Origin of the sequence: Corynebacterium sp. AOP40-4SA-5, from assembly GCF_052377355.1 — a bacterium.
Taxonomy (GTDB): domain Bacteria; phylum Actinomycetota; class Actinomycetes; order Mycobacteriales; family Mycobacteriaceae; genus Corynebacterium.
In genome coordinates this window covers 1-16,808 of record NZ_JBQSWS010000016.1, presented here as the reverse complement: position 1 = coordinate 16,808, position 16,808 = coordinate 1, and the positions used below count along the sequence as shown (strand labels likewise).

Here is a 16,808-nt window from a genome sequence, read left to right as displayed (position 1 = left end):
AACCCGCTGCAGGACCACCCTCTCCGGTCCGGCAGCGGGTTTTCCCGTGCGCTGTCCCCTACAGCTTCTCCATCGGCACCCCGCCGATGAGCATGAGCCGCACCGTGCCGTTGGTGCCGAAGTCGATCGTCACCGTGGCCTTCACACCCTTGCCGTCGACGCTCTTGACCGTGCCGAGACCGTACTTGTCGTGGTTGACCCGGTCACCGACCTCCAGCTCCAGCGGCTTGCCCGCCGGACGCAGCAGCCCGCCGCCACGCGACGGCGACGACGAGGCACCCGACGAACGCTGGGACGACTTCTGGAACGACTTCTGGGAACCGCCCCGGGAACCGGACCAGCCGCCACCGCCGAAGCTCGTGCCGTCGGCGTAGCCACCGGAGGAACCCCAGCCGTCCGACCAGGCCGGTGCGGGCTCCTCACGGATCCAGTCGACGAGTTCGCCGGGGATCTCGGCGAGGAACCGCGACGGCGGATTGTTCTGCGGGGTGCCCCAGCTCGACCGCGTCATCGCACGCGTCAGGTACAGGCGCTGACGGGCACGGGTGATACCGACGTAGGCCAACCGCCGCTCCTCCGACAGTTCCGTCGGGTCACCGAGGGCGCGCATGTGCGGGAACTGGCCGTCCTCCCAGCCGATGAGGAAGACCACCGGGAACTCCAGGCCCTTGGCGGTGTGCAGGGTCATCAGGGTGACCATGTCCTGGTCCTCGGCGGGGATCTGGTCGGCGTCGGCGACCAGGCTGACCCGCTCCAGGAAGGCCTGCAGGCTCCCCGGCTCCGGCTCGCCCTCGGCGAGCACGGCGTCCTCCGCTGCGTTCTCCGCAGCGCCGTCAGCAGCACCCTCCGCCTGCGCGGAAGAAGCCTCCGACGGCATCGCCTCGTAGGCGGCGAGGTTCGCCGCCTCCTGGGAGAACTCGTGGCCCACGGACACCAGCTCGTTGATGTTGTCCAGGCGGGTGCCGTCCTGCGGGTCATTGGAGGACTCCAGCTCGGAGGCGTAGGAGGTGAAGTCCAGCACCGCGCGCACGACTGCGCCGACGTCCGGGATGCCCAACGACTCCCCGTCGGAGGTGCGCATCACCGCCGACTCCGTCTCGGTGCGCAGCCCGTCCATCATCTCCAGGAAGCCGGCGATGGCGTTGCGCCCGCGCGCGCTGAGACCCGGCACCTCGCCACGTCCGGCGGCGGCGAGCCCGGCGGCGAAGCTCAGCCCCATGTTCTCGGCGTGCACCCGGACCTGGGACAGCGCCCGGTCACCGATACCCCGGCGCGGGGTGTTGATGATGCGGCGCAGGCCCATCGTGTCGTCCGGGTTGTCGAGCACCTTGAGGTAGGCGACGATGTCGCGGATCTCCTTGCGCTCGTAGAACCGGGTGCCGCCGACGACCTTGTACGGCAACCCCGAGCGCACGAGCACGTCCTCCACCACACGCGAGGAGTTGTTCGTCCGGTACATCACGGCGATGTCGCCGTAGGTCGCGTCGCCCCGGTCGACGAGCTCGTCGACGGTCTGGGCGATGAACCTGGCCTCGTCGTGCTCGTTGTCGGCGACGTACCCGCCGATCAACGCGCCGTCGCCGGAGTCCGTCCACAGGTTCTTGTCACGACGGCCCTGGTTCCTGGCGATCACCGAGTTCGCCGCCGACAGGATGTTCTGCGTGGAGCGGTAGTTCTGCTCCAGCAGGATCGTGCGCGCGTGCGGGTAGTCGCGCTCGAACTCCTCGATGTTGCGCACCGTGGCCCCGCGGAAGGCGTAGATCGACTGGTCCGCGTCGCCGACCACGCACAGCTCGGCGGGCTCGGCACCGGGTGCCGCGCCGTCCCCGTCCCCGCCGACGAGGGTGGACACCAGCACGTACTGCGCGTGGTTGGTGTCCTGGTACTCATCGACGAGGATGTGGCGGAAGCGCCGCCGGTAGTGGTCGGCGATACCGCCGTTGTTGCGCAGCAGGCCCACGACCTCACCGATGAGGTCGTCGAAGTCCACGGCGTTGGCCTGCCGCAGACGCACCTGGTAATCCCGGTACACCTGGGCGATGGTCTCCCGGTGCCGGTTGCCGTCCTCCTGCGCCTCGGTGAGTGCGTCCTGCGGGTCCTGCAGTTCGTTCTTCCAGTTGGAGATCACGCTGAGCACCGCACGCGGGGCGAACTCCTTGGCGTCCAGGCTGCGGTCGCGCAGGATCATGGTGACCAGACGCTTCATGTCGTCGGAGTCGTAGATCGTGAAGTTCGAGTTCAACCCCTCGACCAGCTGGGCGTTGGCGCGCAGGATGCGCACGCACACCGAGTGGAAGGTCGACACCCACATACGTTCGGCCGTCGGGCCGACGAGTCCGCCGATGCGCTCGCGCATCTCCGCGGCCGCCTTGTTGGTGAAGGTGATCGCCAGGACCTGCCACGGGGCTACCCCACCGGCCAGCAGCCAGGCGATACGCCGGGTGAGCACACTGGTCTTTCCGGAACCGGCGCCGGCGACGATGAGCAACGGCGAGCCGGTGTGCGTGACCGCCTCACGCTGCGCGGGGTTCAACCCGTCCAGCAGCTGGTCGCGGGTCTGGGTGCTCATCACCCGCCCCGGTGCCGCCCCGTCGACCGACGGATCACGCGGTGCTGCGGCGACCTGCGGCAGGGGCGCGAGGTGGGAAGCGTTCTCCGACATCTCGGCGAGCAACGCGGCGGCGTCCTCCGGCGGGCCGTCCTCCTCGTCCGGCGGCGGCTCCCACAGGCCGTCCTGACCGTCCCACGGCCCGGGCGGCGGCTCCGTGGGCAGCGGGATCTGATCGAAGGGGTCGGACTGGCCCGGATTCACTGTCGCGTTCTCCTGTCGGTTGGGGTCACGTTCACCCTACAACCCCGCACGGACGTAGAATCGCCACCATGACAAACGACATGGAGTTCTCCAGCGGGACCGATGATCCGTTGTCCGACGCCCAGATCCAGGACTACCGCAAGGAGATCAACGAACTGGACCGGACGATCATCGAGGCGGTCAAGCGCCGCTCGGAGATCTCGAAGATCATCGGCCGCACCCGCACCGCCTCCGGCGGGACGAAGCTCGTCTACTCCCGTGAGACGGCGATCCTCAACCAGTTCCGTGCCGAGCTCGGACCTGAGGGCATCGCCATCGCGAACTCCCTGCTCCAGCTCGGCCGAGGCCGGCTCGGCGCCTGATCAAACCAGCCTGATCAGCCCAGACGCAGCCCGGCGCCGACCCCGCCGGCGGCGTCCATCTCGGCGGCGACGGCGTCCCAGCTGCTCGCCACGACCGGTGAGTGCATGGGGCCCTGCAGCGGGGTGGTGCAGGACGGCAGTCCGGCGAACCCGCCGCTGAGCAGGCCGACCAGCCGGCCACCGGCGTACACCGGTGCGCCGGAGTCTCCGTGGGAGGCGCAGACGTGCATCACGAAACCGGTGTCCGAGGTCGCGAACTGCGGCCCGCAGGACGTGCCGGTGGCGATGCCCGTCTTGCACACCTGCGCGCCCGCCGCCGGCTGGCCGCCGCCGAGGGCGCTGATGGACGCGGCGTTGTAGCTGCTCGTCACCTGCGCACTGTCGTTGAGCAGGATGACGCCGTTGTCCATGGCCCCGTTGCGCTGGAAGGTGCCGACGACGGTGCCCTCCGGGTCGTCGGCGGAGCGCACCTCGTCCCCGGGCGTCCCGCAGTGCCCGGCGGTGACCGCGACGGCGTTGCCCGCGGCATCGTGGCCGGCGACGGTGGCCGTGCACAGCGACGGGCCGACGATCAGCGGGGTGGACGGGCCGACGAGGACGGCCGGGCGGGCGTCCTGCGCGGCGGCGGGCACCCCCGGGGAGGTGAAGTACTGGCCCTGCACCCGGTGCGGGGCGGGCTCACCGGTGGCGGTGAGGACGTCGTCGACGACCTCACCCACCGAGGGGAGTGCAGGTAGCGCCGGTAGAGCCGGCGCGGCAGAGGCGGCCGGGGCCACGAGGCTGCCGATCAGGACGGTGGCTGCGGTGGTCGCCGCGGCGACCGCCAGCCGGCGGAGGATCGAGAGGGTCATGTCGGTCACTTCTTCCCAGCCGAGCGGCGCGGCCATGGTCACTCGTGGCCGGACACGTGAGGATACTTTCTCCCGCCACCCTATCCTCCCGGGTGAGCACCCGGCCCGGTGACGCAGCACACCGCGCCCCTACCTCACCCCCGCGACCACCCCGGCGTGCCTGTTTGTGACCGGGCGGGACAGAAAACGGTATTCACATGACCATATAACCACCTATTCCCCACCATATCGCCATTGACTTCCCACACGTTCCCACAGATACTGGGGACATGTACGCGCCACAGCGCCAGGACGTCATCGCCGGTCAGATCCAGGACCTCGGCGGTGCCTCCGTGTCCGAGCTCGCCGAACGCTACGGCGTCTCGGCCGAGACGGTCCGCCGGGACCTCGACACGCTCGAACGCCAGCAGCGGGTCACCCGCGTCCACGGCGGTGCCGTCCCGTTCCGCGTCCACAGCGGCAACGAGCACACCGTCGCCACCCGCGCCACGTCCTCGAAGGACGCCAAGGTGCGCATCGCCGCCGCGGCCGCCGGGCACTTCCCGCCGTCCGGCGGCTCCGTCCTCGTCGACTCGGGGACGACGACCGCCCTGCTGTGCCAGCACCTCGCCGAGCGCACCGACCTCACCGTGGTCACCAACTCCGTCCTGCTGTCCTACGAGCTCTCGCTGCAGGGCCCGACCACCGACGGCCGTCGGCTGCACCTCGTCGGCGGGCGGGTGCGTGGCATCACCCAGTCCGTCGTGGGGGCGGAGTCGGTGTCCGGGCTGCGTGGCCTGCGCGCCGACGTCGCCTTCCTCGGCGCCAACGGCGTCACCACCGACTTCGGCTTCTCCACCCCGGACCCGTCCGAGGCGCAGACCAAGGCGGCGATGACCGGTGCCGCGCGAAGACGCATCGCCCTGGTCGACCGGTCGAAACTCGGAGAGGAACTGCTCTGTGCCTTCGCCACCGTCGACGACGTCGACCTCCTCATCACCGACGCACCCCCGGACGACCCCGTCGTCAGGGGACTCCGACAACAAGGAATGGACGTGATTCACACGTGATCATCACCGTCACACCCAACCCCAGCATCGACCGCACCCAGCGGCTCCCCGGCCCGCTGGACGTCGGCGGGGTCAACCGGGTCGTCTCCGGGACCGACCAGGCCGGCGGTAAGGGCGTCAACGTGGCCACCGTCGTCCACCACGCCGGTGAGGACGTGGTGGCCGTGGTCCCCGCCGAGCACCACGGCGACTTCGCCGACCTGGTGCGTGCCGGCGACGTCCCGGTGCGTTTCGTCGGCGGCGGCGCGGTGCGGGTGAACCTCACCCTCACCGACGGTGAGGGGGTCACCACCAAGATCAACTCCCCCGGCGACGCGTCCGCCGACGGCCGTTCCCTCACCGACGCCGTGGACCAGACCATGTCGGAGGTCACCGGGCGCGGGGTCAGCGGGCCGCACTGGCTCGTGCTCGCCGGCTCCCTGCCGCCCGGATTCCCCGACGACTGGTACGCGCGCATGACCGCCACCGCCCACGAGCAGGGTTTCCGTGTGGCCGTCGACACCTCCGACGCCGCCCTGGCCGCGCTGGTCGACCTGTCGGACCGCAACCCGGCCGCCGCGCCCGACCTGATCAAGCCGAACTCCCACGAGCTCGCGCAGATCGTCGGCGGCGACGGTGACGCCATGGAAGACGCCGCGGCCGGCGGCGACCTCACCGCCGTCACCGCCGCAGCGTCCTCCCTGCTCGACCGCGGTTTCGGCGCCGCGCTGATCTCCCTGGGCGCCGCCGGCGCACTGCTGGTCACCCGCGACGGCGACAGCGGCGCCTGGTTCTGCCCCAGCCCGAAGGTGTCCGCGGTCTCGACCGTCGGCGCCGGGGACTCCACCCTCGCCGGCTACGTCATCGGCGCCGCCCGTGAGCAGGACGCCCCGGCCAGGCTCGCCCTCGCCGTCGCGCACGGCTCCACCGCCGTCACCCTGCCGGGCACCACCCTGCCCACGCCCGACGACCTCCCGTCCGACCTTCCCGAATCAAGGAGAGTATGACAATGACCACGTCACCACCCACCACGCCGGGCGGTCCCGACGACCGACCGGTCATCATCCCCGAACTCGTCTCCCTCGACGCGGACATCCCGGCCGAGAAGGAGGCCGTACTCACCGCCCTGGCCGACCTGCAGGTCAAGGCCGGTCGCGCCTCGGAGACCACGCAGCTGCTGGCGGACATCCACGCCCGTGAGGAGAAGGCCGCCACCGGACTGCCCGGCGGCATCGCCATCCCCCACTGCCGCACCACCGCGGTGGAGGAACCCTCGCTCGGTTTCGCCCGGCTGAAGACCCCCACCGACTTCGGGGCGGACGAGAAGGACGCCGACGGCAACCCGCGCGGCACCGACCTGGTGTTCATGATCCTCGCCCCCGAGGGCGCCGGCAGTGCACACATGAAGGTGCTCAGCACCCTGGCCCGCGCGCTGGTGAAGAAGGACTTCGTCGCCGCACTGCGCGCCGCGGAGTCCGAGGAGGAGGTCGTCACCCTGGTCACCGACGTCCTCAACAAGAAGAAGGCGCCGAAGAAGTCGGCTGAACCCGCCGCGGCGCCTGCGGAGTCGGCGGCACCGGCGGCAGGCGCGTCCCGGGTGGTCAAGCTCGTCGGCGTCACGTCCTGCCCCACCGGCATCGCCCACACCTACATGGCCGCCGACGCCCTCACCCAGGCCGCCGACGCCCGTGACGACGTGGAACTCGTCATCGAGACCCAGGGCTCCTCCGGCGGCGACAAGCTGACCAAGGCCCAGATCGACGAGGCCGACGCCGTCATCTTCGCCCACGGCGTGGGTGTGCGCGACATCGAACGCTTCGCCGGCAAGCCCGTCGTCGACGTGCCCGTGAAGAAGGGCATCTCCGACCCGGACGAACTGATCGACCGGGCGGTCACCGCCTCCACCGCCGACAACCCGCACCGGGTCTCCGCCTCCGGCGGCAGCTCCGGTGACGGTGACGACGAGGACGGCGACGTCGGCTGGGGACGCCGCATCCAGCAGTCCATCATGACCGGTGTGTCCTACATGGTGCCCTTCGTCGCCGCCGGTGGTCTGCTCATGGCCCTCGGCTTCGTGATCGGCGGCTACAACGTGGCCAACGTGTGGCAGGACGTGGTCCAGGACTACTCGCTGTGGGACCTTCCCGAGCGCCTGCCCTACACCCTCGACGGCGTAGAGATGCTGCTGACCGATGAGTCGGGGCTGCGGCTCTACCTCGGTGCGGTGTTCTTCGGTGGCGGTGACGTGGCCATGAGCTTCCTGGTCGCCGCGCTGTCCGGCTACACCGCCTACGCGCTGGCCGGACGGCCCGGCATCGTGCCCGGTTTCGTCGGCGGCGCCATCTCCGTGCTCGTCGGCGCCGGCTTCATCGGCGGCCTGATCACCGGTGTCATCGCCGGCCTGGTCGCGATGTGGATCCAGTCCTGGAAGGTGCCGCGCTGGCTCGGCTCCATGATGCCCGTGGTCATCATCCCGCTGCTGGCCACACTGGTCACCGCCGCGTCGATGTTCCTCCTGCTCGGCCGACCGCTGGCCGCCCTGATGGATGCACTGCAGAGCTGGCTGGCCGAGATGTCCGGCTCCTCGGCGGTCATCCTGGGCCTGATCATCGGCCTGATGATGTGCTTCGACCTCGGCGGACCGGTCAACAAGTCCGCCTACCTGTTCGCCACCGCCGGGCTGTCCACCGGTGACACCGCCTCGCTGCAGATCATGGCGGCGGTCATCGCCTCCGGTATGGTGCCGCCGCTGGCGCTGGCACTGGCCACGACCGTGCGCCCGAAGCTCTTCAGCAAGGACGAGCGGGAGAACGGCAAGTCCTCCTGGCTGCTCGGTGCGTCCTTCATCACCGAGGGTGCGATCCCCTTCGCCGCAGCCGACCCGCTGCGCGTGATCCCCTCCATGATGGTCGGTGGCGCCGTCACCGGTGCACTGTCCATGGCCTTCGAGGTCGGGAGCCGTGCCCCGCACGGTGGTATCTGGGTGATGCCGCTGATGGACAACTGGTGGGGCTTCCTCATCGCCGTCATCGCCGGCACCGTGGTCTCCGTGATCGCCGTCGTGGTGGTCAAGCAGGTCACCGGCACCTCGGCACCCGGCGGCGACAAGAAGGCTGCCGACGCGTCCGACGCCGAACAGCCGGCGACCGTGTAACCGCGACGGTTGAGCGGCTACGCCGCGGCGCCGTTGACGCTCATCCCGCCGTCGGCGTCCACCCGGACGTCGGCGGCGAAGGCGGCGGCGAGGTTGATCCGCTGCCAACTGCCCACCTCACGCCCGTTGGCGGACTGGTCGTCCAGCGGGAAACCCGCCGGCAGGGCCGTGGCCGCCAGCACCCGGGCACGCTGGCCCCAGGACAAGTCCGGGAACGCGTTCACCAGCAACTCCGGCGCTCCCTGCGGGACGGTGAGAGCGGCGTCCTGCTCCCCCACACGGCCCATACCCTGGGTCATACGCTCGGTGAACTCCGCGACCGCGTCATCCGTCGTCCGGTAGGCCGTGTCCTGCGCGACCGCCTCGGCCAGGGGCCGTCCGGTCCGCCACTCCAGCTCCGCACGGAGTTCCTCACCGGCCCCGGTCAGCACCTCCCGCATGCGCGGGTCATTCCACCGGTCACCCGCGGCAGCCTGGCCGGTCATCCGCCCGCCGATGACGTCCAGCGGGTAGTGCACCCCCATCACCATGCGGTTGTAGCCCGCCTCCGCACCGCGCGCGAGCAGCTGCGGGGCGAGCTCCGGGAGCAGCACCGCCAGCAACGTCGTCGTCCAGCTCGCCTGGTTCGTGTGCCCCGAGGGGAACGCCTTCGATCCGCCGAGCGCGTAGAGGTCCTCGTTTCCACCGCCGGTGTGCTTCGTGATCCTCTCCGGCGCCACCTCGAAGGGGCGGTCGTAGCCGAAGATCTCCTTCTCGATCAGCGTGGAGCTGGCCAGACCACCAGCCCTCGAGAGGTACCCGGAGTCCATCAGCGCCCGCGTCTTCGGCAGCCGGTTCTCCGCCAGCGCGGTGCGTAGGGCAGAGCCGAGCTCCTCGCCGAACCCGTCCGACAGGGCCGTGAGCAGGTCGCCGTCGTCCGCGGCGGCGTCCACCTGGGCGCGCGCCACCGTCGCGGCGTCCGCGGAGTTGTTGACCCCGACCACGGTGTCCAGGCTCTCCGCCATGACCTCCGGGTGGTTGGCCCGCAGATCCTCGAAACTGCTGACCACCGAGTAGTAGGTGCCGTTGCCGTAGGAGCTGATGTCGGAGACGTACCAGCCGTAGTCCGACGGCGCCAACGGCTGCGGCACCGGGGCGCCGGCGTGCTGCACCGGCGGCACCGTCGCCGGGAGGTACTCCCCCACCTGCCCCGCGACGTCCGGAACCTGCGCCTGGGCGGGGACGACGGTCACCGCCGCGCCGGTGGCGAGCACCGTGAGCGCGGTGAGCACGGTGAGCGCTGTGAGCGGGCGGGACGCAGCGGGGCGTCCTGCATTTCTGCGGGACTTGTTCCGTGGGGCGGGCGTTCGGGTACTGGACGGCGTCACCGGGTTCTCCTCTGTCATAACCGTTACCGTGGATCGACCGGACGGGCTGCCGGACAGACCGACGGTACGGGCCCCTGATGACGGGCGTATGAACACCAGGTGGCCCACTGGCGAAACTCGCGCGCCGAGGTCGATACGCGTTCCCCTTCAAAACCGAGGGTGATCTGTGTCACAATAGTAGGGGTACGCGGGCCGCAGACGAACGGCCCACCGCAGTGACAAGGAGGTTGTCATGGCAAACCGCAGGAACCAGGAGTACGTCCGCCACGACGAGGGCGTGTACGGCCCCGGCTCAGTCGCATGGAAGGTCTGGACGTTCCCGGCGTCCGCCCTGCACGGCTTCGCCCGCGCCGTCACCATCGAGCACCTCGACCCCGACCTCGTGGCGGCCGTCGACGACTCCGGACAGGTCGTGCAGCGCACGCCCATCCGCTACGACCGCACCATGGAGTACTTCGCCGCCGTCCTGTTCGCCGACGCACGGACCGTGACCCGGATGTCCGACATCCTCATGAAGGTCCACTCCCGGGCGTACGGGACCAACAAGGTCACCGGCAACGGCTACGACTCGAACAACCCCGACTCACAGTTGTGGATCCTGGTCACCGCATGGCACTCGATCCTTTACGTGTACGAGAAGTTCGGCCCCGGGAAGCTCTCCCGCGACGAGGAGAACGAGTACTGGCAGGCCTGCGCCACCGCAGCGAAGTTCCAGCCCATCGACCCCGCGGACGTCCCCCGCACCCGCGGGGAGGTCCAGAAGTACTTCGACGACTGGCGTGAGCGACTGTCCGCCTCCGAGGCCGCGGTGTTCAACATCAACCACATCCTCAACGGGTTCGAGACCGCGTTCGTGGACCTTCCCAAACCGCTCCGTGCCGTGGTCCGCCCGTTCTTCCGCCGCGGCGTGATAGCCACCTACCCCCGCTGGATGCGCGGCATGATGGGACTAAAGCAGTCCAAGCTGACCGACACACTGATGGTCGCGTTGTGGAAGCCGGTCTTCGCCGCCTTCAAGCACCTGCCCGACCTGGAGATCCTGTTCCTGGAGAACACCTGCCCCCGGGCGGTGCGCTACATCGAGCCGGCGATCCGCGGCATCCCCGCCGAGTCGCCGAAGGTGTACACCCCGGAGGTCGCCCGACGGGAGTGGGGCGACCCGCGCACCCCGCTGGAACAGCAGCAGGACCTCCTGGCCAAGCGCAACGAGGGCGAGGGGGTGAAGACCTACGAGCACAACCACCACGACGAGATCCTCGAGTTCAAGCAGGCCGAGCGGGAGGCTGAGGAGCAGACCGACGGTTCCGGCCTCTCCGCCGCCTCGTAGGGAAAGCCGGCCGCTCTTTTGCTACGGCAGGTCGACTGCGGCGACCGAGCCGTCACGCCGGTGGTCCGCGGCACCGCTGACCCGCGGGTCCTGAACGCGGATCACGCTGAGACCGGAGTCGAAGCGTCCGGACTCCAGGTCGTGACCCCAGTCCTCCAGCAGACCGCGCATCTTCTTCTGCTCGGCGTCGCCGCGCGCGGAGTACACGCTGTTGCGGTTCGTGGCGCCGAAGTTCGGCATACGCACCGCCTCGTCCGGGCTAAGGTCCCAGTCCACCATCGCCACCAGGGCCTTGACCACGTAGGACGGGATCTTGCGCCCGCCGGGCGAACCGAGGGCCATGAGCGGGTCGTCGCCGGAACCGAAGACGAGCACCGGTGACATCATCGTGCGCGGCCGCGCGCCGGGTTCGCGGTGGTTCGGTTCGCCGGGCTCCGCACGGCGGCTGAAGTTGTCCAGAGAGTTGTTCAGGAAGTAGCCGTTCTCCTGCTTCCCGCTGCCGAAGCTACGCTGCAGCGTGGTCGTCAGGCTCGCCATGCTGCCGGCCGAGTCACGAACGGTGACCTGGGAGGTCCCCTGGTCGTCGCTGTCCTCGTACTCGCCGTCCATCCCGCCGAGCTCCTCCGGATCCAGGCCGCTGAGCGTCTTCTTCTGCCGGATGGAGTCCGCGGCGTCGTCCAGGTGGTCCTCGTCGGTGACGATGTCCTCGACGTAGTCCCCGAGGTAGTCCTCGGTAGCCTCGGTCTCCTCGCCCATCCAGGTGTTGGCGTTGGTGAACGCGATGCGTTCGGCCTCCATCACCAGGTGCTGCGCGGTCGCCCGCGGCACCCCGTCCTTCGGGGTCAGCCGGGCCAGGTCCAGCCGGTCCAGGATGCCGAGCGCCTCGGCGACGACCATCATGCCGGTCTGCGTGGAGTCCGGGCCGCACACGGAGTGCCCCTGGTAGTCCACGCACAGCGGGTCGGACGGCTCGATCGGGTCGTCGGTGCCCTTCAGGCCCGCCAGATATTCGGCGTACTGCTCGTTGGTGAGCGTGTCGCCGGCCTCCGGCAGGTCGTCGAAGAGTTCGCTGCGCGCCGACATGGCCTTGGCGAGCCGCTCGGTGACCTCGAATCCCTCCGACGCCAGCGTCCTCGCCGGGGCCGTCAGGTCCTCCAGTGACTTCGTCCCGAATCGGGCGCGCAACGAGTCCATCAGACGGTCGGTCTGCGGTACGCCCACCGACTCGTCGTCGTAGGACGTGTCGTCCTGCGGCGCGTAGACGGTGCCGTCGAAGCTCTCCGTGGTGCCCGACTGGGCGTCGTGGTAGACCACCAGGCCACCACCGCCCGGGCCGGAGTACTGCGGTTCCGTGAGGCCCAGGACGTACTGGGCGGCGACGACGGCGTCGGCCGCCGTGCCACCGTCGGCGAGCACGCCGCAGGCCGCCTCCGTGGCGGCGGGGTCCGGGGTGGACACCATGCCACCGTCCACGGACCCGGTGGCCTCAACGCCACCGTCACCACCGTCACGGCAGGTGTCGTCCGGCGCCGTCGGCAGCGGGTCCGGGGCCGGGGGTTCGTCCCTGCCTGACCCGCCGATCGTGCACGAGCTGACCATCACGACGACCAACAGTACGCCCGCGAGCTGCCGGAGCTTCAGGCCCACGCCATCACCGGGACCGCGACTGCGGCGCAGCCGGCCAGCGACAGGCCCATGCCCAGCGAGGTTCGTTTCGCCCCGTACTGCACGAGGTCGTTGGCGATGATGGCCGGCAGCACGCAGAACACCACGTTCTGCGGCCCGCCGAAGCGCAGCCCCCACACGGTGGCCGCCACCAGCTCAAGCGCGGTGACCAGGGTGAACGCCAGGGCGCACAGGAGCACGAAGCGGTCCTTGCCGAACAGCGGGACCGTGCGCGAGTACGGCAGGTACACGGCGAGCAGCAGCAGCGTCGCCACCGCAAGCACCACCAGGTACGTCCAGCTCGTCAGCGCGGCGACCATGACGCCCGCGGTGACGTAGCCGCCGGTACGCAGCTTGTGGGAGCGCACCGTGCCCTCCTGCACCAGCACGGCGAAGAGCACCGACAGGGCGCTCATGAGGAAGAGCCTCGGCAACGGTTCGACGTCCGCGTGGGTGATGCTGTCGGCCAGGGACAACGGCAGGACCGTGGAGGTCAGCAGCGTGATCGCCAGGCCGAGGACGCCGGTGAGCGGAACCATCCACGCCAACGGGACCATCGAACGCACCACACCCTGTTTGATCAGCGAGTTGCAGATCATGCCGGGCACGATCACGCCGACCAGGGCGAGTCCGTCGCCGGGCACCCCGCCGAGCACCCAGGAGGTGACCGCGAGCCACAGGCCGCCGCAGGCCACGCCCACGCCCAGGCCGATGGCGAAGATCTGGCGGGGACGGGGCAGGAAGATCTTCAGGATGACGTACCTGATCAGCAGGTATCCGACGAGTGCGGAGCCGAGCGTGGCGAGCACGTTGAGCGGCATGTACAGCGAGGACGCCAGGTAACCGACGGCCAGCGAGCCGCCGACGGAGATCTGCCGGCGCCGGAAGTAGAGGTAGCTCACCAGCAGGCCGGTGAGGAACGTGACGTGGACGAGGTCGGTGAGGAACCCGTAGGAACCGATGTACTGGTAGGTCACGCCGCGACCGCCTCGATGTGCTCCTCGGCCAGGGCGCCGACATAGCGCTCCATGGCCGTGACGTGCTCGGTGTGGATGTTGACCATGCCGAAGATGGCCACGTCCTCACCCTCGAAACCGGCGCGGGCGCGGGCCACGAGGTCGCGGCCGTCCGCACCCTGCTCGCCGTCGAGGTCGCTGGTGGTGACGATCTTCTCGTCGGGGACGCCGGCGTTGAGCAGCTTCTGGCGGACCACGTCCTGGATCTCGCCGTAGAGCACGACGCGGTCGACGTCGCCGGCCAGGTCGGTGGCGACGAGGTCGACGAACATGGCGGCGCGGTCGGTGCGGTCGGCGCGGTTGTTCAGCGCCACGACCCTGCGGCATGGCGGCAGGTCCTCGTCCAGGACGTCGTGGAAGACCCGCGTGGTGGACTCCCAGTCGTTCACGGCGAACATCGGCACCCAGTAGAACGGGCCGGTCGAGACGTCGCGGACGTGGGCGATGCGGGTGGTTCCCGGGTCGGGCTCGGCGGAGATCATGCCGCGGGCGGCGACGTCGGCGTCGATGCCGAGCGCCTCGGCCACGGCGAGTGCCACCGCCACGTTCTCCTCGAACTGGCGGTAGTCGAATCGGCTGCACAGGCTGCGGGAGAGTTCACTCTCCTGGGCCACGATGAGACGTGAACCGCGGTCCTCGCAGTGCCGGCGGATGAGCCGGACGAGCTTCGGGTCGCGCTCACCGGTGATCACCAGGCCACCCTGGGGCACCGTGGAGCACAGGGACGCCGCGATCTCCTCGAGTGTGTCGCCCATGTCCTCCTGGTGGTCCAGCCGGACGTTGGTCAGCACCGTGATCGGGGAGCGCAGGATCACGTCCTGGCACAGGGACTGGTACTTCGGCTTGACCGCCATGCACTCCACGACCAGGGCCTCGACCGGGTCGTCGGCGCCGTCGATCCACTCGGCGAGGAAGCGGTACTGCTCGTTGATGTTGGCCGGGCCGGTGCGCTTGATGGGGTGCTCGCCGGCCTGGCTGTCGATGACGCACGCGTAGGTGCCGGTGGTCTTCGAGATCGTGGTCTTCCCGGCCTCCCGGAGCACGCCGCCGATCATGCGGGTGACCGTGGACTTACCGCGGATGCCGTTCACGTGGACGTTGATGTCCAGGCTGTCCATCCGCCGACGGTGACGGACTTCCTTACGATGGAAAGCCGCTATCCCGGTTGTCGCAGTCAATGCGGACAGGGACAGAAAAGCGAGCATGAATGAAACTCCTTGGAGAGGATACGTGAGGGGGTATGGCAACGTAACAGGTCCGAAACATTGCCCGAGTTAATGTTTTAGGCTGGTAAAGCTCCAGGTAGGAGCTCCGCACTGTGGGCACACTAACTTGCCTACCCCACCCTTGCAACCCCGGGAGGTACTTTATTCGCGTTAAATGGAACCGGGTTAGCGAGTTTTTCCGCAAGCGCCGAATATAGGCACGGTATTGGATTCTGGCTCAATTAAGTTTTCGATACGTATTAAATAACGCTATTGCGCGGACAGCGCCGAACCACCCGCCCGTGCGTCTGCCTCGGCAAACACCGTCCCGTCCGCCACGGAGACCACGCTCAGACCACTGTCGGTCCCCACGATCTGGCCCGCGACCGTCCCCTCGACGTAGGTCGCGTCACGTCCGGTCGCCCCGTAGTTGTCGGCGTCCACGGCGTCCCGCGCCGTCATCCCCCGGTCCAGGATCCCTACCGTGGTCTTGATCACATAGGACGGGATGGCCCCGCCGCCGGGACTCCCCAGCGCGAGGAACGGCGTCCCGTCGCGGAACACGATCACCGGGCTCATTGCCGTCTTCGGGCGCACCCCGGCCGCCCGCTGGTTCGTCGCCTTCGTCGAGGTACTGAAGTTCGCCATCGAGTTGTTCATGAAGTAGCCGTTGCGCAGCTCGCCGGACCCGAAGTGCTGGTGCAGCGTGGTCGTCACGCTGGCCATGCTCCCGTCTCCGTCACGCACGGTGATCTGCGAGGTCCCCTCCTCCCGGTTGGGCAGGTACGTCCCCGCATCGCCCTTGAGCGGGTCCGGCTCGATCCGCCCCAGCGTGGAATCCGGGTCGATCCGCGCGGCCTGCTTCTTCAGGTGCTCCGGATCGGTGACCAGGGAGTCCACGTAGTTACGGGAGAGCTCCGGGTCCACCGTGGGGTCCTGCATCCAGGTGTTGCCGTTGGCCAGGGCGAGACGTTCCGCCTCGGTGACCACGTGCTGCGGGTCGTCCCCGAGCTCCAGCTGGTCGAGGATCCCGAGGGCCTCCCCCACGACCATCATGCCGGTACCGGTGGAACCCGGGCCGCAGACCTCGGTGTCGCGGTAGTCGGCGCACAGGGCGTCCTCGGAGGCGATCCGGCCGGAGACCTTCAGTCCGCGCAGGTAGGACGCGTAGGACGGATTGGTCAGCTCGTCCCCCGGCACCGGGAGGTTCGCCGAGGACACCCCCGGCCACGGCATACCCGTCATCACGTCGTGCCGGCGCTTCACCGCCCCCACGAAGCGCTTGCTGGCCTGGAATCCCCCGTCCGCGAGCTCGGCGACGGGCGCCAGGACGTCACTGAACTTCTTCGCCCCGTACGTACCCTGGATCGTGCGCATGAGCTGAGGCGTCTGCGGGACGCCGGAGACACCGGTGCCGTCGTCACCCTGCGGCGCGGGCACCGAGGCGTTCCACGTGCGCGTCTCGCCGGACGCAGCGTCGTGGTAGACCGCGACGGCCCCGCCGCCGGGCCCCGAGGACTGCGGCTCGGTGAGGCCGAGGGTGAACTGTGCGGCGGCGACGGCGTCCGCCGCCGTCCCGCCGTCCGCCAGCGTCCGGCACGCGATGTCGGACGCGTAGGGGTCCGGGGTGACCACCACCGCATCGTCCTTCGCCCCCGTCGCCGACAGCGAGCGTGACACCTGCGTGGAGTCCTCGCACGACTGCCCTGCCTTGAACGACGCCTCCTGGATGGCCGGGCTCGTGGCCTCGACCCCCGGCCCCCCGTCGGTCCCGGTGCAGGCCGCCAGCAGCCCGACCGTCGTCAACACGGTCACCGTGGTTCGGATGCGCTTCACCGGGCACTCTCTTTCGGGTGTGAGGGTCCTGAAAAATCATATCGGGCTCCCTGCACCCTAACCCATCGCCGAGGCCCGCAGGAGAAAGCCCCGCATCACACCATGGTGCCTGACCTCGCCAGATACCCCGGAGGGTACCCGGGCGCACGGGGGCGGAAATCGAGCGTGGGATGTCTGAATCACCG

12 protein-coding genes are annotated in these 16,808 nt (G+C 69.5%); 5 read left to right on the top strand and 7 right to left on the bottom strand.

The genetic code is table 11. From position 1 onward, the window contains the following. Positions 1 to 58: 58 nt before the first annotated feature. Positions 59 to 2,569: a UvrD-helicase domain-containing protein gene (locus tag ACT3S3_RS10370; protein ID WP_444614747.1), complete on the bottom strand. Its 2,511-nt coding sequence runs from the start codon at positions 2,567 to 2,569 to the stop codon at positions 59 to 61. Positions 2,570 to 2,880: 311 nt separating this feature from the next. On the opposite strand from ACT3S3_RS10370, the gene ACT3S3_RS10365 reads away from it, so the two are divergent. Further along, positions 2,881 to 3,174, top strand: coding sequence for a chorismate mutase (locus ACT3S3_RS10365; protein WP_441579352.1), 294 nt, complete (start codon positions 2,881 to 2,883; stop codon positions 3,172 to 3,174). A 14-nt stretch (positions 3,175 to 3,188) separates the two neighbouring features. Here ACT3S3_RS10365 and ACT3S3_RS10360 read toward each other — a convergent pair whose 3' ends face one another. Beyond that, positions 3,189 to 4,025: a S1 family peptidase gene (locus tag ACT3S3_RS10360; protein ID WP_444614719.1), complete on the bottom strand. Its 837-nt coding sequence runs from the start codon at positions 4,023 to 4,025 to the stop codon at positions 3,189 to 3,191. 269 nt (positions 4,026 to 4,294) lie between these two features. On the opposite strand from ACT3S3_RS10360, the gene ACT3S3_RS10355 reads away from it, so the two are divergent. Genes ACT3S3_RS10355 through ACT3S3_RS10345 form a run of 3 tightly spaced genes read left to right on the top strand, consistent with a single transcriptional unit; the run spans position 4,295 to position 8,207 of the window. Further along, a complete protein-coding gene (locus ACT3S3_RS10355) occupies positions 4,295 to 5,074 on the top strand; it encodes a DeoR/GlpR family DNA-binding transcription regulator (RefSeq protein WP_301443928.1) in 780 nt (259 codons plus the stop codon). After that, positions 5,071 to 6,060, top strand: a complete 990-nt coding sequence (locus ACT3S3_RS10350) for a 1-phosphofructokinase family hexose kinase (RefSeq protein ID WP_301443929.1) — start codon at positions 5,071 to 5,073, stop codon at positions 6,058 to 6,060. The genes ACT3S3_RS10355 and ACT3S3_RS10350 overlap by 4 nt, the downstream gene beginning before the upstream one ends. A 2-nt stretch (positions 6,061 to 6,062) precedes the next feature. Beyond that, the gene (locus tag ACT3S3_RS10345) at positions 6,063 to 8,207 is read left to right on the top strand and encodes a PTS fructose transporter subunit IIABC (RefSeq protein ID WP_444614720.1); all 2,145 of its coding nucleotides are present in this window, start codon (positions 6,063 to 6,065) and stop codon (positions 8,205 to 8,207) included. Positions 8,208 to 8,224: 17 nt separating this feature from the next. Here the strand turns inward: ACT3S3_RS10345 and ACT3S3_RS10340 are convergent, their stop codons facing one another. After that, entirely contained in the window at positions 8,225 to 9,592 is a 1,368-nt protein-coding gene (locus ACT3S3_RS10340) for a phosphatase PAP2 family protein (protein WP_441579744.1), read from the bottom strand. A gap of 214 nt (positions 9,593 to 9,806) precedes the next feature. On the opposite strand from ACT3S3_RS10340, the gene ACT3S3_RS10335 reads away from it, so the two are divergent. Beyond that, positions 9,807 to 10,901, top strand: a complete 1,095-nt coding sequence (locus tag ACT3S3_RS10335) for an oxygenase MpaB family protein (protein ID WP_301443945.1) — start codon at positions 9,807 to 9,809, stop codon at positions 10,899 to 10,901. A 21-nt stretch (positions 10,902 to 10,922) separates the two neighbouring features. On the opposite strand, the gene ACT3S3_RS10330 is transcribed toward ACT3S3_RS10335, so the two are convergent. The 4 genes from ACT3S3_RS10330 to ACT3S3_RS10315 form a co-directional block, all read right to left on the bottom strand. Next, entirely contained in the window at positions 10,923 to 12,548 is a 1,626-nt protein-coding gene (locus ACT3S3_RS10330) for a gamma-glutamyltransferase (RefSeq protein WP_441579743.1), read from the bottom strand. Then, a complete protein-coding gene (locus ACT3S3_RS10325) occupies positions 12,539 to 13,543 on the bottom strand; it encodes a poly-gamma-glutamate biosynthesis protein PgsC/CapC (protein ID WP_444626748.1) in 1,005 nt (334 codons plus the stop codon). The genes ACT3S3_RS10330 and ACT3S3_RS10325 overlap by 10 nt, the downstream gene beginning before the upstream one ends. Continuing rightward, entirely contained in the window at positions 13,540 to 14,700 is a 1,161-nt protein-coding gene (gene pgsB / locus ACT3S3_RS10320) for a poly-gamma-glutamate synthase PgsB (RefSeq protein WP_441579741.1), read from the bottom strand. Before pgsB ends, ACT3S3_RS10325 begins: the two co-directional genes overlap by 4 nt. A 357-nt stretch (positions 14,701 to 15,057) precedes the next feature. After that, complete coding sequence (locus tag ACT3S3_RS10315) at positions 15,058 to 16,623, bottom strand: gamma-glutamyltransferase (protein ID WP_301443695.1); 1,566 nt, start codon at positions 16,621 to 16,623, stop codon at positions 15,058 to 15,060. Positions 16,624 to 16,808 lie beyond the last annotated feature (185 nt).

Coding starts and splice junctions, on each gene's coding strand:
- ACT3S3_RS10370 (WP_444614747.1), bottom strand. CDS start 2,569: ATGAGCACCCAGACCCGCGACCAGCTGCTGGACGGGTTGAACCCCGCG.
- ACT3S3_RS10365 (WP_441579352.1), top strand. CDS start 2,881: ATGACAAACGACATGGAGTTCTCCAGCGGGACCGATGATCCGTTGTCC.
- ACT3S3_RS10360 (WP_444614719.1), bottom strand. CDS start 4,025: ATGACCCTCTCGATCCTCCGCCGGCTGGCGGTCGCCGCGGCGACCACC.
- ACT3S3_RS10355 (WP_301443928.1), top strand. CDS start 4,295: ATGTACGCGCCACAGCGCCAGGACGTCATCGCCGGTCAGATCCAGGAC.
- ACT3S3_RS10345 (WP_444614720.1), top strand. CDS start 6,063: ATGACCACGTCACCACCCACCACGCCGGGCGGTCCCGACGACCGACCG.
- ACT3S3_RS10340 (WP_441579744.1), bottom strand. CDS start 9,592: ATGACAGAGGAGAACCCGGTGACGCCGTCCAGTACCCGAACGCCCGCC.
- ACT3S3_RS10335 (WP_301443945.1), top strand. CDS start 9,807: ATGGCAAACCGCAGGAACCAGGAGTACGTCCGCCACGACGAGGGCGTG.
- pgsB (WP_441579741.1), bottom strand. CDS start 14,700: ATGGACAGCCTGGACATCAACGTCCACGTGAACGGCATCCGCGGTAAG.